Here is a 16,112-nt window from a genome sequence, read left to right as displayed (position 1 = left end):
AAAGTAATGGAAATGATGAAAAAACAAAAATATAAAGTCTATACAAAGGCGATGGCTCTTTTAGCAGCAACTTGTCTTTGGACAACCCCAATTCATGCCAAAACGAACACGCCATTCATGCCAACGATGAATCTTAGACATCACAATGTGGATATCACGCTAAAACCAGGAAATGCAGGAAGTTTAGCAGGACGAACATTTGAAGTCTTTAAAATTTTTGACGTGGTTGTCTCTGCAAACCAGAGTTCATATGCCTATTCATTTTGTACAAGCGCCGATCCGACACAAGATGCAAAAAAACAATTAGCAATCCAAACTGTTGTCGCTCGCTGGTACAACAAAAATAAACCTATAGGGCAAACTGAGGATAAAACTCCCGAACAAATTGATATCAATACGGCTTTACACTACATCGAATCACTACAAACGAAAAATGGCCAACTTGAAAGTGATACAAGTATGTTTCGTATTTTTGTGCAAGACTTACGGGATGAATTGAACAAGCAAGGTGTAAAAGCAGATCGCACAGAAGTCGTTGGCAAAGAACATACGGCCAATCAAGATTATGTCGTGTCAAACCTAGAAAAAGGTTATTACTTAATTGATGAAGTAAATGCCGATCATACGTCCATTGCCGGGGCCCAATCGCTCATTATGGTTTCTACTGTAGAAGGCAATCAAGATATTGAACTAAAAGGAAACTATCCAGTCGTGGAAAAGAAAATTCATGAAGATGATAATAATTTGGGCTGGAATGATATTGGCGATTATGAAATCGGCCAAGAGATTCCATATCAATTTAAAACGACAGTCCCACCAATTCGAGCTTATGCAGAATACAAAATGATTTTTCATGATCAAATGGATACCGCATTACAATTGGATGTTGAATCGATTCAAGTGCAACTGATTTCTGGTGATCAAACTGTGCGTTTAAATCAAGGTCAGTTTCAAGTTGTCACCGATGCAAAGCGTTTAGAACCCGGTGAGACTTTTCAAATTCGCATTGAAAATTTAAAGACGCTAATCGATCAAAATTTTTATGCGTCCCAAAAAGATGAGTCAAAAAAGACTTATGGCCAAACGGTACAAGTCAGTTATCAAGCAAAGCTCAAGGAAAGTGCAGCAGCCCTTCCTGGACGACCAGGATTTGAAAATAAAGTGAAACTCGAATATTCCAATAACCCAGATCGTGATGGTCAAGGCGATACCGGATCGACTTTGTGGGATAGCGTTGTTGCTTTTACATTTAATTTGTCAGGAACGAAAATTTCTGCCCAACAAGCTAATGGCCAATATCCACCGCTGGCTCATGCGCATTTCCGGCTATATCGCGATCAAAATTGTCGCAATGAGATCGGTCTAAAAAAAGTGATCCAAGAAGATCAAACTTATTATGTTGTTGATCCAAGTGGGACAAGCAAGGAAGAATTGATTACGCAAGCCGATGGGAAAATCGCAATTTGTGGATTAGATGGGGGAACGTATTATCTAAAAGAAACAAAAGCACCGGAAGGATTCCATGGTCCATTAACGCCAATTCAACTCGATATCAAACCTGTTTATACGACCAATCGCAATGAATATGTTGCCGGAAGTGCGAATGCGAATGATGTCTTAAAGGATTTGACGGGGGAAATTGCTTATCAAGAAAGTTATGATGGGCAAAGTCATTCAGTCGATATCACACTTGAGGGGGATCAAATCGCTGGAAATCTAGGCACGATCATCTTTGATGTCATCAACCGTACAGGAAAAGAATTACCGATGACTGGTGAAAATGGGGTTTGGTTTTATTTGATCAGTGGCAGTTTTGTTTGCGGATTAGGAATTGCGATCGTTCTCGTTTCTAAATCAAGAAAACATTCTTCATGAAGTATTTGAAACGATTTTTGATCGTTGTACTCATTGGAAGCGGACTATTATTGACGTTAGTTCCAACGATCTTGCCCCTCATTTCGCGTCAAGAAAATGCCCAACAAATACGTTCAATTCACCAAAAGAGTGAAGAATTAGATTTGAGTTTGCGTGATCAACAAATTGCGCAAGCGTTAGAGTGGAATGAAAAGCTTGCCCAAAATACGCAAGGATTAAGTGGAATTGATGAAAGAGATGAAGCGTATCAAAACCAATTGCGCTTCTTTGATGATGGTGTTATGGGGATTATTAGAATTCCTAGTATTGATGTTTCTTTACCGATTTATCATGGATGTAGTGATGAAGTCCTCCAAACAGGGGCAGGGCATTTACCTTCTTCTTCATTGCCCATTGGATCGGCAACAGGTAGAAGTGTCATTGCTGCGCATGGCGGAACGGTTCATGCGACATTGTTTTCCCGCCTGGATGAACTTTGCCAAGGGGACATGTTTGAGATCGTCAATCCGCAAGGGACGCTTTACTATCAAGTCGAATCACTACAAGTGATTGAACCGGATGATTTAGAAGTACTCCAAATCGAAGAAGGTCGTGATCTAGTTACATTGATGACTTGTACACCTTATGGGATCAATACGCATCGCCTTTTAGTGACAGGGAATCGTATTCAACCTACACCAGAAATTATTGAACAATCACAAAATCAACCTTTAGAACTATCTAAATGGCCATCATCTAGACAAATAATCTTTAGTTTATGGCCATTTGGTTTAGCAGTTGTTGTCGTGATCGTCTTGATGGTGACGATGAACAATAGAAAAAAGAAAACAGAGAGGCTTTCTTCAAGTGCAGAATTTTGTGATTGGCCAAAGGATTTAGGGAATAGACGTGTTGATTTTGGTGAATATACATTTCATATGGAGCCAATGAATTTATCTAAAAAAGAAAAACGTTTGCGTAAGAAACGATATCGCGAGCGTTTTGAGTAAGAAAAATCCCGCTCAGTTTTTCATCTTGCTGAACGGGATTGTTTTTATTCGTTTTTATTTGAAAAATGATCGCCTTGATGATGGGATGGATGCGATTTTTCGTGTTCGATTGTACGTTCATAGACTGTCTTTAATCCTTTAAAGATCAGTGTTGGATCATAGACATCAATGGCGTCCGTGTATTGGTAAATAACGCGTCCTAAACCACCAGTCGCAATGACTTTAAAATCTGTTTTTGATTCTTTACGGAAGGCTTCGACTGTTTTTTCAAAACCACCTAAAAATTGATAGAAAACACCAGCTTGCATTGCGCTTTGTGTGTTTTTGGCCATGACAGAGCGTGGCTTTTTGATTTCGATTTCAGGAAGCTGTGCCGTTTGGGCCCAAAGTGCATTGGCGCCTGTTTCAATGCCGACGCTAATTGCACCAGCTTTAAAAACACCGTACTCATCGACGTAGTCATAAGTTGTAGCAGTGCCAAAATCAACGATAAGTAAAGGATAACCGTATTCTTTAACAGCACCGACAACATCGGCAATACGGTCAGCCCCAACTGAACGTGGGTTTTCGAGTTGCACACTTACGCCGGTTTTTACCCCTGGCCCCATGACTAAAGGCTCAATGCCGAGAAATTTGATAATCCCATTGCGGAAGGAGTGCATGACTTTAGGAACAACGGAACTGACAATGACACCTTCGATATCTGAATGATTTAAATTCGCACTGCGCAAAAAGCTTTCGAGCAAAAATCCATATTCATCACTAGTACGGCGCATTTTTGTATTCATTCGATAGTTACAGATCAATTGATCTCCATCGAATACACCTAATGTAATATTTGAGTTTCCAACGTCTACGCAAAGTAACATATTAAGCTTGGCCTTTCTGTAGCTGCAACATTGTTTTTAAAATGGTGCGACCGAGTTCTTCTTTGTTTTGCATGCCAAGGTGTTGTGTGGAATCTTTTAATAATAAAGAAACGACATTCGTGTCAGTTCCAAAACCAGCACCTTCTGTATTTAAGTTATTGGCGACAAGTAAATCGCAGTTTTTCTTTTCAAGTTTTGCACGGGCATTATGATCGAGATTTTCAGTTTCCATCGCAAAACCACATAAAACTTGACCTGGCTTTTTGTTTGCGCCCAGGCTTGCAAGAATATCGGGATTTTTCACTAATTCGAAAGTGATTGTGTCGCGATCGTTTTCTTTCTTCATTTTTTGATCAAAAGTCTCTTTGAAGCGGAAATCGGCAACTGCCGCAGCCATGATCACAAAATCAGCATCGCCACTTTCTTGCTTCATCGCTTCTTCCATTTGTCTTGCATCGACAACAGGAATGAGTCTTACGCCTTGTGGCTTTTCTAAGTGAACGGGACCAGAAACTAAGACGACATCAGCGCCCATTTTTTGGGCAGCGCGAGCAATCGCATATCCTTGTTTGCCAGTAGAGTGATTCGACAAAAAGCGGACAGGGTCTAATGACTCAACAGTAGGTCCAGCAGAAATGACGACTTTTTTGTTGGCCAGTAAATCTTGATCACTATTTTGTTGCTCAAGAAGATTGATGATCGCATGTTCGATTGTCGTTAAATCGGCTAAGCGTCCTTTTCCGGTATCTTGGCAAGCAAGAACGCCACTTTCGGGTTCGATCACCTGCCAACCGCGTAAGCGCAATGTATTGAGATTGGCTTGTGTCGCAGGATTTTCGTACATGTGAACATTCATTGCAGGAGCCACTAAAATTGGCTTATTACAAGCAAGAATGGCACTAGATAATAAATCATCCGCAATGCCGGTTGCAGCTTTGGCAAGAATGTTGGCATCAGCTGGGGCAATGCAAAAAACATCGGCCCATTTAGTGAGGGCAATATGTGGAATCAGCGCTTCATTTTCACCATTAAATTCATCGGTATATACGTCATGATGACTTAATGCTGCTAAAGTGAGCGGTGGAATAAATGCGGTAGCGTGTTTTGTTTCAATAACTTTTACGTTATAGCCTTGTTTGGATAAAGAACTGACGAGGGAACATATTTTATAAGCGGCAATTGAGCCGGTGATCCCAATCAGGATATTTCGATTCTCCATAAGATAAGCCTTTCATGTATTGAGCCAAAAGAGTCAAAATTAACGGCTTTTTGGACATCAGGATTATGTTGCGTTTTTTATTATACAAACCGTTTAAAGAAATTCCAAAATAACACGCTAACTCAGAGGATAAAATGATAAAAAAATCACAAATAAGTGCTATCCGGTGGTTTTAGAAGAAATGAAAACGATTTGCATTTCTATTTCATTTGGCCTTGGACTTTCTTTGGATGATTCGTGATTGTTAAAGCAAAGAAAATGAGTCTACTTAAAGAGAAAACGATTGGAAATCGGTGCAATCCGTTTTCGTGCTGATACAATAAAAATATGAATGTACTAATTGTTTCAGATTCGTTTAAGGGTTGTATGACAAGCTCTGAAGCGAATGCACAAATTGAAAATGGAATTTTACAAGCAGATCCAAGCATTCAATGCGAAAAGTTTACGATCAGCGATGGTGGCGAGGGAATGGTCGAAGCGTTTGAACAAGTATTTCAAGCTGAACTTTTGCAGGCATATGCTAAAGATTTGTATGGCAAACCAATTTTTGTAGATTGGGCTTATGATGCCAAGACGAAAACAGCTTGTATTGAAGCGGCAAGCGTTTTGGGATTAACGTTATATCCATTAGAAGAAAGACATGTTCTCGATTCTTCGAGTTATGGCTTAGGGATCTTGATTAAACAAGTTCAAAAACAACGAGAAATTAAGCGGTTGGTGATTGGTCTTGGAGGTACGGGATGTAACGATGGTGGTATGGGATTAGCTGCTTCTTTTGGGGCAGTCTTCTATGATCGCCAACACCGAATTTTGCGCCCGTGCACGCGCAATTTAAAAAGAATCGCTTTTATTGATAAGCGTAATTTCTATTTTAGCCATGACTGTCAATTGATTGCGGCTTGTGATGTGACCAATTATTTATTAGGAACACAAGGCGCAACTTATATTTTCGGTCGCCAAAAAGGACTAACGCCAACAAACCTCATGGATATCGAATATGGAATGACGGTTTTAAGAAACAAAATTGATCAAACCTTCCATGTGGACATGAATGAATCACCAGGATCAGGTGCTGCTGGGGGAATTGGCGGCATGTTAATCGGGTTGTTTGGTGCGACGATGCAAAATGGAATAGAAGTTCTTTTAGAAGGCGGATTAAAAGAAAAGATTGCTCAAGCGCATTTGATTTTTACTGGAGAAGGACAAAGCGATGCCCAATCTTCTTGTGGAAAAGTCGTCTCTCAAATCGGCATGATGGCCCAAGAATATGATAAACCGGTCATCGTTGTTTCAGGAGCACTAGGGCGAGGATATGAAAGTCTTTATAAACAAGGAATTACTGCCTTGTTTTCGACGGCAGATCGGGCGATGAGTTTTCAATACGCCTTACTACAAGGACCAAAAAATCTTTGTCAAGAAGCATATAACCTCATGCGCTTAATACGGACAATTCAAAGGAGTAATTTAGATGACTAATACGATATTCAAAAAACTAATTTCTACAACAATGACTTGCGCAGTGTTGTTCAGTTTTACCGGATGTGCCAATGGACAAGATGCCAACAAAGAATTAGAAATCAAGGAAATTAATATGGAAGTCTTGCAAGAGATGATTGCCGATAAAGAAACATTTACTTTGATGGTTGAACGCGATAATTGTCCATTCTGTAATTCGATGAATACGTATTTAGAAGAAACAAAAGCAGATCATAAAGGTCAGTACAATGTGTATCGTTTAGATACGACAGATTATGAGTTGTACCGGGAAGCGGAAGGTGATATGACACTGATTTCTTCTACAGAAGAAGGAAAACAGTTTTTGTCGATTTTCCCTTACTTCTTATACACGCCAAGTATTTATAAAATTGAAGAAGGTCTTCCTGTTGATGTGGGAATTGGATACGATGAAGCGAATTATACAATCTCGAATTGGAATGTGGATTCAACAATTAATTGGGAACAAGCAAGACCAATTGATGTTTGGACATATTTAGCACAAGAGTAAGCGATTTTCATCAAGAATCAGAAAAAAAGATAAGGTGACTTGAACAATTTTGTGAAATTGTTTACTGTAAAGAATACTGTAAGAAGGAGGAAATGATGAAAATTAAAGAAAACGAACTTGAGAATAATGTTTATTTTTGGCAAAAGTTAGATACATTGATTCTTTCAGGTAAATGGGAGGTCACTCGCAAGCAAGGGGAAGCAGCGCTTGATTATCCTGGTTTGGTTTATCCGTTTGATTTTGGAACGATCAAAGACACGATTTCTGCTCCTTCTACCCCTTTATATTGTTTTCACGGTTCTTTAAAAAACATGCAGGCAACAGCAATTGTGATTCAAGCAGATATTCTTTCTCGTGAAGTCATCACGAAAGTTTTGATTGGATGCACGCCAGAAGAATGCAATATAATTTTGAAATTTATTAATGCGACTGAATTCCAAAAAGCAATTATGGTACGCCGCTCGAGCACTGTTCCACAATGGGCAGATTCAGATCATTAAAACAAATATAGGGGATAGAAAGTTCCTTTGAAAAGAGCTGAAAAAGCTCTTTTTTTTTTACCTAATATAAAGATATCCATTTATTATGATGTGTTGATTCTAAAATGGTATGGAAAAGATAGTTTTCTTACAATAGGATCAAGCTGAATGGATTTAATTCGTCTGTAAATTCTTATTTTATTCTAAGCATTTTGCGCTAGGTTTGATTGTTCGGTGGAGATCATTTAAAATTGAAACTATGAATGAAACAATTCTGAATACCCCGTATGCATTAATTGAAGCACTTCAAAATGGTTATACAGTGAAGTTTATTGATTTACAGACACTCGCCCGTTTTGAAAACGATATTTATTATGTTACGGGGCACCATCATACATTACGACTCGATGAACAAGGCTTTTTGGACCTTTATGGACACTATCCAGGGCAGATTTTAAAAAGTAGTGATGGAATCGATGAGAAAAAAGATGAAGAATATTACGCTTGGCGAAGGGAGAAACAATAATGGCAAAAAAAGCTTATCCCATTATTTACACGAAAACGACACGTGGATCACTCTACCGCAATGGTTCTGTGAACCCAACTTTATATTTTGAAGTTCTTCCTAATGAAGAACTTATGGCAAATGACCCACAATATGCTGAATATTTCGAGGATATGATGCGTAATGAAATTCCTCGTGCGATCTGCAATAAATTTGTGGTGAGCTCACCGCTCTATATCACAAACGATAAAATTCCATTTATCATGTTCAAAACAAATATCGATGAATATAGTTTACGTGAATTTTGTCGAGCAATTTTGCAGGAATTTAGTTTCCATACGGGTAAACGTCATGAAGGGATCTATGGTTTGACAAAAACCATCTTTGTCGAAATGGGTAAAAACCCACCGGTGTTTAGATCGATCATGATGTCGACTCCAAGCGAAAAATTAACGCGGTCTCCAGAATTCGAAAAGATGAAAACACCGATGAAGTTTGAAGGGGATCCGCTAGACCAAGGAATCATGTTGCCTTATGCGATTTGGAAAGAAGAAAAACGTCGTCAACGCGCTCAAGAATCACAAGACCAGTTTAACGAAGACGAAGAGGTAGTAACATGGTAGAAGATCCTCATGAAAAAACTTATTTTGACACAACGGGATTAAAAAAGACGATTAACTATGCGATCAAAACTTGCTTGTTGTTGTTCGCAGTTCAATTTATCGTGATGTTCCTGGGATCATCATTTATCGTTGGTTTACCCGTAAGTTATTCTACTTACTCAATGATTTTTACTGTCTGGGAAATTGTAACTTCAATTATTGCAGCAACCTGTGCAATTATTTATGGCGCAAAAGTATTCCATATCAATGTTTCAAAGCTATTGAACTTTAAACAGTTCTCTTGGAATTGGTTGGGTAAAGGCGTGGCGATGCACTACAGTGTCAACTTCTTTAGTGGCTTGATTATTGTGTTCTTTAATTTGATTTTGTCATTCTTCAGTACGCAAATTCCGGAAGTAGAAGTGTATAGTCCAAATGCCTTTTATCTCATTATGAATTTGATTTCCGTGGGAATTGTTGCGGGGATTAGTGAAGAAATCATTTTTAGAGGAATGATTTGTAATTCACTTGCGCGCTACAACAAAGGTTTTGCGGTTGTTGTCTCGGCATTGATTTTTAGTTTGATGCACATGAATTTAGATCAAGGAATTCCAGCTTTCTTTAGCGGAATTTGTTTTGGCTATATTTATTTGAGAAGTGGAAGCTTGTTAGTGACCGTTTTACTTCATATTTTGAATAACTTTATCGCCGTCGTTGTGACAGCGTTCGATACGGGTATTATGGTTACGCTTCTTTCTCTTTTATTACTCGTGCTTGTCGTATGCGGATGCTACGTATGGTATAAAGAACGCAAAGAAGTTAGTGCGATGATTTTGTTGAGTTCGCAAGCGAAAAAAGAATGGTCCGTTCTCGTTCGTAGTGGATGGTTCTGGTTTGTTGCAATCGTATTTGCGATGATTTCTTTTTTATCAGTCATCATCTCAATATTCGAAATTTATTGATCATAAAAATATTTATCTGAACTAAAACATCAGCCTACAGACGGCTGATGTTTTTTTGACAAAAATAGGATATATTTTCACCAAATTCATCATTTTCAGGTAAGGTAAAGGTAGCTTATTTGAATAAGCAAGGGGGCTTTGAAAGGAGACTGTTATGAAATTTATTCATTTAGCCGATCTACATTTAGGGAAAAAGCTATTTGGCTATGACTTGATTGAAGAACAAAAAGAAGCATTAGAAGCTGTTTTGCAAATCGCTGATCAACAACAAGTAGATGGTGTTTTGATTTGTGGTGATGTCTATGACACAGCAATACCACCCGTCAATGCAATCGATTTATTAGATTGGTTTTTAAATGAGTTAAACCATCGTTCGATCGATGTGTTTATGATTAGCGGAAATCATGATTCGGCAGGCCGCTTAGGGTTTGGCAATGAGTTGATGAAAGCATCTTCAATTCATATCCAAACAGAATGGAAAGGTGAAATCGAATACGTTGATTTAAACAAATCTGATGAAAGTGTTCGCATTCACTTTTTACCGTTTTTACGTCCGGCTCAAGTCCGTTTGCAATATGAATGTGAGGTAGAAAATTGGAGCGATGCGATTCGTCTAGCACTAGATCAAGCAAATCTAAAAGCGGATGCGACCAATATTTTACTTAGCCATCAATTTTATAAAGGTGCATCAGCAAGTGATAGTGAAATTGCTTATGTTGGAACTTTAGACGAAGTTGATAGTGCAGTGCTCGAAAAATTTGACTATGCTGCACTCGGCCATTTGCATCGTCCGCAAAAAGCGGGAAGGGAGAATAACTGGTATCCAGGAACGTTACTGAAATTTTCTGCTTCCGAAATTACAACAGAAAAATCGATCACGATGATCGAAACAAAGATGGATCATTCGATTGAAAAGACGCTCTTTCCTTTACAGCTTTCTTGTGATTTTGTCAAAATCGAAGGCACATTTGAGCAACTGGTCAGTCGTGAATTTAGACAAAAACAAAATTTAGATCACTATTTTTATATCGTTTTAGACGATCAACAAGAAATTTATGATGCATTTGAAAAATTACATGCCATCTATCCCAAAATTCTTTCGATTAGCTATGCCAAAATTAGACGGGAAAACGAAATTAGCGATTATAAACCGTTAGAAGCAAGTCATAAAACGCCACAAATGATTATTGAGGAATTTTTTGCGCTCCAAAATGGAGTGCAAATGGATGAACATCAAGCAAAACTGATTCAGTCATGTTGGGAGGCACTACATGAAGCCGATTAAATTAACGATGCAAGCCTTTGGACCTTATGTCCAAAAACAAGAAGTCGATTTTACTTTGTTTGAAAATAAAGGACTCTTTTTGATTAGTGGGGATACAGGATCAGGAAAAACAACGATTTTCGATGCGATTGTGTATGCCTTATATGGGGAATTATCTGGGGATATTCGTAAACCAGAGATGTTACGTTCCAAATATGCCAATCCCAATTTGGATACTTATGTTGAATTAGAGTTTTTGCTTCATGATGAACGTTATTTGATTAGACGCTCTCCCGAATATATGCGGGCCAAAAAGACGGGGACGGGATTGACTAAGCACCCTTCTAGTGTGGAATTCACAGATTTTAAACATGCTAAAGTACTCACCAAAGTCAATGAAGTGCGCCAAGCGATGAATGACTTGATTGGATTAGATATGAAGCAATTCAAACAAGTTGCGATTTTAGCACAAGGGGAATTTTTGAAATTATTACTCGCTTCGACCCAAGAGAGAACCAAAATTTTTAGAGAGTTATTCCAAACGAGTGATTATTCCCGTCTGCAAGACATGATTCATGAAAAGGCAAAACAAGCAATTGCTAAAACGGATCAAGCACAAGAACAGCTTCAGTTGGCAATAGACGCTTTAGAAGAACTTAGCGAAGAAGAAAAAGAAAGTGTTGAACTAATTGAGCAATGGCTCAAAACAAAAACGAGTGCACTTGCAACACTGCAACAAAAAGAAAAAGAACTGACTAAACAATCTGCGAATTTGTTCCAACAAAAAGGCTTGTTGACACAACAAGCTGCCCGCTATCAAACGTTTGTTCAAGCAACAAAACAAAAAGAAGAATTAATGCCAAAGCTTGTTGAAAATGAAAAGAATTTAGAATTGCTCGAAAAGCAAAAACCAGAAATTGAACAATTGATTTATGGTCAAAAAAAACTTGTCGAACAACTCGATCAATTTAAACAAGTACAGCAAGTGCAGGCAAAACAAAAACGAGCACAAATGAATTTTGAACAAATTCAAAATGCGTGTCAAAAAGAAGAAGCCCAAATTCAAGAAGGGAAAATTCAATTAGAAGTCCAAGCTAAGCAACTTCAACAATGGCAAGATCTAGAAGCGAAAATTGAAAAAAATAAAGCGCAGGTGGAAAAGGTTGAAAAATTAAAACAGCTCCAAAGTAAACAAGCGGCACAATTAGAAAAACAAAAGAAAGAACAAGCAACGTTTATTGAATACAATCAACAAGCTTTGCAAGCGCAAAATGACTACACAAATGCGAATCAGCTGTTTTTAGCCGGACAAGCGGGGCTTTTAGCACAAGATTTACAAGATCATCAACCATGTCCAGTTTGTGGTTCTTTAGACCATCCACACCCTGCTTCTTTTAATGATCAAACCCCAAAAGAAGAAGAGGTTCGTAAACTGGAAACAATCAGAAGTAAAAAAGAAAAACAAGCAACAAACCAAAGTGTGATTTGTGCCAAACTCGCGCAGGAAATTGAATATCTTGATCAAGATATCATCAGTTTGCAACAACAATTAGGCAACCTTGATATTGAACAAGTTTTAAAAGAACAAAAAGAATTGTTTGTTCAAAATCAACAAAAACAACAATTGACGAAGTTGCACCAACAAAACCAAACAAAGTTAGAGCAAGCGCAAAAAGTGCTCAAAGACAAACAAGAACAATTATCCCAAGCAAAATTGGAAGTTCATGCTTTGTTAGAACGGGTAGAAACACTGAAAAAGACAATTGATATTCAAGACGAGCAACAAGCACGGCATAAACTCGCACAAGATCAAAAAGTATGTGCGGAATACGAAAAACTGTATCAACAAACAAAAGCTGAAAACGAAAAGTTAAAGGCAAATGATGCGCAAATTGAAGGGGTATTAAAGACATTTGAGAAAAAGCCAGAAGATATCCAACCTTTACTTGTCGCAATGAATGCGCAAATTGCAACAATGGAAACCGATCGGGAGAATGTGTCTAAAGAAATTATTCATCTCAATGGTGTGATAAAAACGAATCGAACATTATTCGAACGCATTGAAGAGCAGATGAAAGAACTGCCGAAAATGCATGATGAAGCGCAAAACTTAAAACTGTTATCGGACACACTGAATGGCTCGTTAACCGGACAAGCTAAAATCAATCTGGAAACTTATGTTCAAATCGCCTTCTTTGAACAAATTATTCGCCGTGCGAACACCCGTTTGTTTATGATGAGTGGAGGACAATATGAATTGTTGCGGGCCAATGAACAAGGAGGAAATTCCAAAGTTGGTTTAGGATTAGATATCAAAGATTACTACAACAATTCCACTCGTTCTGTACGTTCTCTTTCGGGAGGAGAGCAATTTATGGCCTCCCTTTGTTTGGCACTTGGCCTTTCTGAAGAAATTCAATTAGAAGCTGGAGGTGTCAGCTTGGAAACGCTTTTTGTTGATGAAGGATTTGGAACGTTAGATGAAGAATGTCTGAGTAAAGCAATTTCTGCTTTATCGATGTTGGCGGATTCAAGATTAGTCGGTATTATTTCCCACGTAGAGTCTTTAATGAATCGAATCGATAATCAAATCGTCGTTTCAAAAGATCCAGTTACGGGATCACATGCCCGTATCCAAACAGCATAAAGATCAATACAAAGAAAGTAGGGAAGATAGATGATTAAAGTCATTGCGGTCGATATGGACGGAACGCTTTTAAATGAGAACCACGAAATCACACCCCGTACGGCATCTGTGATCAAACGCGCACAAAAACTTGGAATGCGTGTAGTGATTGCGACAGGACGCTTTAAAAAAGGTGCTTTAGGGGCAATTGATGGCAGAATAGATAATGTTGACTTGTTGCTTAACAGTGGAGCAGAAGTTGAAGATCGTGATGGACATGTTTTAGGTCGTCATCCGATTAGCTGGCCAGATCTTAGAGCAGTTGCTGCTTTCTTTGAAAAATACCCAGAAGTGGGATTGAAATATAACGGCTTTGAAAAAATGGCTTTTATCGGCACAGAAGATGATTTTATACAAAAAGCATTGCAAGATGCGCGGATCTTCAATGCCGGAAAAACGGACGAAGAAATTCTCGCAAATCCTGATTTTGGACCACGACAAATGATGGAAAATACGAATATGTTTCCAAATTTTGAAACGTTAGAACAAAATATGGAACCAATTGCCAAGGTTTTCTGTTTTGGTGCTCCTGCCGATCGCATGGTTGCGATTAAAGAACAAGCTGCTAAAGAGTTGCCTCAACTTGCGGTTGCCTCTTCATTTCCGACGAATATTGAAATTACATCCCTTGCGGGCCAAAAAGGTCCGGCACTCAAAGAATTCATCGAATCACTGGGTTATACAATGGATGAAGTAATTATTTTCGGAGATAGCTTAAATGATTTGTCGATGATGGAAATGGATTTTCATACTGTTGCTATGGCCAATGCCGATGAAGAAATTAAACGAGTTGCGAAGTATATGACAAAATCAAATGCTGAAGAAGGTGTAGCATGGGCAATCGAACAATTGTTAGATGCTGACTTTTACGGCTTATCCGCAAGAAAATAAAAAACTAGAACAAAAGAATAAGCTCCTTATCTATTGAACGCTGGTCAAGGAAAAGGAGCTTTTTTTGATCGATAGAAAAGATGCAATGTGCTTTGGTTTTTACAGGTTCTAATCTAAGTCATGGAAAATTACATAAATAATAAAAAGTCTCTAGGTCATGACCTAGAGACTATCATTTCAAAAATGGTGGAGCGTAGGAGGATCGAACTCCTGACCCCCTGCGTGCAAAGCAGGTGCTCTCCCAGCTGAGCTAACACCCCACGTGTTTGATTACTCAAAAATAATAACAGATCCACCTACATAGGTCAAATAGTAATTTAAATTTTTTTTAAATAAAAAGAAGAAAAAGACTTGATGATCTTAAGATTGGTGCATTTAAAAAATCAAGAAGAGATCAAGCAAGATTTGGTTGGCAAGAAAATGATGAATAGTCTTGGACGTTGATTTAGAACAGACTTGAGAATGATAAAGACGATACGATTTTTGCTTCTATTATAAGACGACAGCGGGGATTCTATTTTAAATATGAACTTGGCTATTGATCTCGAAGACGCTTCTTATTTAAAATGATCAAATTTATCAACAAGACAGTTAATCATTTGCAAAAGAGTATGACATAAAAGTTAAAAAGAAAGTATCAATGGATCTAAAATTGCGGATCAAAAAGAAGAGGAATGTGTAATTTAGATGCAATATTCACTTTGAATGGGAAATAAATTGATGATACGGAGGTCGATCTTTGAATTTCTTTTAATATTTTTTGAATTATTTTTCTGATTTTTATTTTTTGCACGAGCTAAGGTTTATCGTTTATATAAAGCATATTTTACTGTTTCAAGGATGGTTCTTTTTCAAAAAATGCGTAAATGTCAAATTTTTTTGAAAAATATGTTTGACCTCTGCTTAGGGATCTGTTATTATTTTCAAGCAGTCAAGAGATGGGCCTGTAGCTCAGGTGGTTAGAGCGCACCCCTGATAAGGGTGAGGTCGCTGGTTCAAGTCCATTCAGGCCCACCATTTTTTGATTGTTAATGTGGGGTGTTAGCTCAGCTGGGAGAGCACCTGCTTTGCACGCAGGGGGTCAGGAGTTCGATCCTCCTACGCTCCACCATTTTTCAAATAATAGCCTTTAGGTGACGTTCCTAAAGGCTTTTTTTCTGTGCGCACAGATCTTTTTAGATTAAAGCAGCTTGGTTACTTTTACTGTGGCCAAGATATTTAAACTGACTAATTTTTCTTTTCGTTGATTTTGTGGAATAGATTCTAGAAAAGAAGGATGAATTGTGGTGATCCACCACGATCGATTGGATCGCTGATTGAGCTTAATGGGGCTGATTAAATGTGCTTTAAAATTTTTTAAAAAAAATTAAAAATATGTTTGACCTCTGCTTAGGGATCTGTTATTATTTTCAAGCAGTCAAGAGATGGGCCTGTAGCTCAGGTGGTTAGAGCGCACCCCTGATAAGGGTGAGGTCGCTGGTTCAAGTCCATTCAGGCCCACCATTTTTTGATTGTTAATGTGGGGTGTTAGCTCAGCTGGGAGAGCACCTGCTTTGCACGCAGGGGGTCAGGAGTTCGATCCTCCTACGCTCCACCATTTTTCAAATAATAGCCTTTAGGTGACGTTCCTAAAGGCTTTTTTTATGTTTGCTTTGAAGATCCGCCTAAGAAATCGTGTTGACATCATTTTGAAATTCGTTCATGCTTTAAAAGTTAAATGTTAAATTTTAATTTTTTTTCAAAGACGAAAAAGTAACATGATTTTG

The 16,112-nt window shown here is 38.2% G+C and carries 13 protein-coding genes and 5 tRNA genes; 15 read left to right on the top strand and 3 right to left on the bottom strand.

Translation table 11 applies throughout. The features are described 5' to 3' along the window. Positions 1–12 precede the first annotated feature (12 nt). Both ALLST_RS0107990 and ALLST_RS10520 read left to right on the top strand, forming a co-directional pair. Positions 13–1,875, top strand: a complete 1,863-nt coding sequence (locus ALLST_RS0107990) for an isopeptide-forming domain-containing fimbrial protein (protein WP_019893632.1) — start codon at positions 13–15, stop codon at positions 1,873–1,875. Then, positions 1,872–2,864, top strand: coding sequence for a class C sortase (locus tag ALLST_RS10520; RefSeq protein WP_019893631.1), 993 nt, complete (start codon positions 1,872–1,874; stop codon positions 2,862–2,864). The genes ALLST_RS0107990 and ALLST_RS10520 overlap by 4 nt, the downstream gene beginning before the upstream one ends. A 44-nt stretch (positions 2,865–2,908) precedes the next feature. On the opposite strand, the gene ALLST_RS0107980 is transcribed toward ALLST_RS10520, so the two are convergent. Together ALLST_RS0107980 and coaBC are read right to left on the bottom strand one after the other, a co-directional pair. Then, positions 2,909–3,733 (bottom strand): type III pantothenate kinase, encoded by an 825-nt coding sequence (locus tag ALLST_RS0107980; protein ID WP_019893630.1) that lies wholly within the window; start codon positions 3,731–3,733, stop codon positions 2,909–2,911. 1 nt (position 3,734) lies between these two features. Continuing rightward, positions 3,735–4,952, bottom strand: coding sequence for a bifunctional phosphopantothenoylcysteine decarboxylase/phosphopantothenate--cysteine ligase CoaBC (gene coaBC / locus ALLST_RS0107975; protein ID WP_019893629.1), 1,218 nt, complete (start codon positions 4,950–4,952; stop codon positions 3,735–3,737). A 327-nt stretch (positions 4,953–5,279) separates the two neighbouring features. Between coaBC and ALLST_RS0107970 the strand changes: the two genes are divergently transcribed. The 9 genes from ALLST_RS0107970 to ALLST_RS0107930 all read left to right on the top strand — a co-directional run bounded on the left by ALLST_RS0107970 (position 5,280) and on the right by ALLST_RS0107930 (position 14,346). Further along, positions 5,280–6,428, top strand: coding sequence for a glycerate kinase family protein (locus ALLST_RS0107970; RefSeq protein WP_026472846.1), 1,149 nt, complete (start codon positions 5,280–5,282; stop codon positions 6,426–6,428). Beyond that, positions 6,421–6,957 carry a hypothetical protein gene (locus ALLST_RS0107965; protein WP_019893627.1) on the top strand — a complete coding sequence of 179 codons (537 nt, stop codon included), beginning with the start codon at positions 6,421–6,423 and terminating at the stop codon, positions 6,955–6,957. The genes ALLST_RS0107970 and ALLST_RS0107965 overlap by 8 nt, the downstream gene beginning before the upstream one ends. A 92-nt stretch (positions 6,958–7,049) precedes the next feature. Continuing rightward, positions 7,050–7,457, top strand: a complete 408-nt coding sequence (locus ALLST_RS0107960; RefSeq protein WP_156816584.1) for an Inorganic pyrophosphatase — start codon at positions 7,050–7,052, stop codon at positions 7,455–7,457. 238 nt (positions 7,458–7,695) lie between these two features. Further along, a complete protein-coding gene (locus tag ALLST_RS0107955; RefSeq protein WP_019893625.1) occupies positions 7,696–7,962 on the top strand; it encodes a hypothetical protein in 267 nt (88 codons plus the stop codon). Then, positions 7,962–8,564 carry a hypothetical protein gene (locus ALLST_RS0107950; RefSeq protein WP_019893624.1) on the top strand — a complete coding sequence of 201 codons (603 nt, stop codon included), beginning with the start codon at positions 7,962–7,964 and terminating at the stop codon, positions 8,562–8,564. The genes ALLST_RS0107955 and ALLST_RS0107950 overlap by 1 nt, the downstream gene beginning before the upstream one ends. After that, complete coding sequence (locus ALLST_RS0107945; protein WP_019893622.1) at positions 8,558–9,505, top strand: CPBP family intramembrane glutamic endopeptidase; 948 nt, start codon at positions 8,558–8,560, stop codon at positions 9,503–9,505. The genes ALLST_RS0107950 and ALLST_RS0107945 overlap by 7 nt, the downstream gene beginning before the upstream one ends. A gap of 154 nt (positions 9,506–9,659) precedes the next feature. Next, positions 9,660–10,790: an exonuclease SbcCD subunit D gene (locus ALLST_RS0107940; protein WP_019893620.1), complete on the top strand. Its 1,131-nt coding sequence runs from the start codon at positions 9,660–9,662 to the stop codon at positions 10,788–10,790. Then, positions 10,777–13,416, top strand: a complete 2,640-nt coding sequence (locus ALLST_RS0107935; protein ID WP_019893619.1) for an AAA family ATPase — start codon at positions 10,777–10,779, stop codon at positions 13,414–13,416. The genes ALLST_RS0107940 and ALLST_RS0107935 overlap by 14 nt, the downstream gene beginning before the upstream one ends. A gap of 30 nt (positions 13,417–13,446) precedes the next feature. Then, positions 13,447–14,346, top strand: a complete 900-nt coding sequence (locus tag ALLST_RS0107930) for a Cof-type HAD-IIB family hydrolase (protein ID WP_019893618.1) — start codon at positions 13,447–13,449, stop codon at positions 14,344–14,346. Between the two features lie 184 nt (positions 14,347–14,530). Here ALLST_RS0107930 and ALLST_RS0107925 read toward each other — a convergent pair. Beyond that, positions 14,531–14,606: transfer RNA gene (locus ALLST_RS0107925), tRNA-Ala, on the bottom strand. Between the two features lie 680 nt (positions 14,607–15,286). Between ALLST_RS0107925 and ALLST_RS0107915 the strand changes: the two genes are divergently transcribed. From ALLST_RS0107915 to ALLST_RS0107900, 4 genes are all read left to right on the top strand, one after another. After that, positions 15,287–15,363 (top strand) — tRNA-Ile (locus ALLST_RS0107915). A gap of 18 nt (positions 15,364–15,381) precedes the next feature. Further along, positions 15,382–15,457: transfer RNA gene (locus ALLST_RS0107910), tRNA-Ala, on the top strand. 315 nt (positions 15,458–15,772) lie between these two features. Further along, positions 15,773–15,849, top strand: a tRNA-Ile gene (locus tag ALLST_RS0107905). Between the two features lie 18 nt (positions 15,850–15,867). Next, a tRNA-Ala gene (locus tag ALLST_RS0107900) sits at positions 15,868–15,943 on the top strand. The last annotated feature ends 169 nt before the right edge of the window (positions 15,944–16,112 follow it).

Source organism: Allobaculum stercoricanis DSM 13633 (assembly GCF_000384195.1).
Taxonomy (GTDB): domain Bacteria; phylum Bacillota_I; class Bacilli_A; order Erysipelotrichales; family Erysipelotrichaceae; genus Allobaculum; species Allobaculum stercoricanis.
This window is presented reverse-complemented; position numbering and strand designations above follow the sequence as displayed.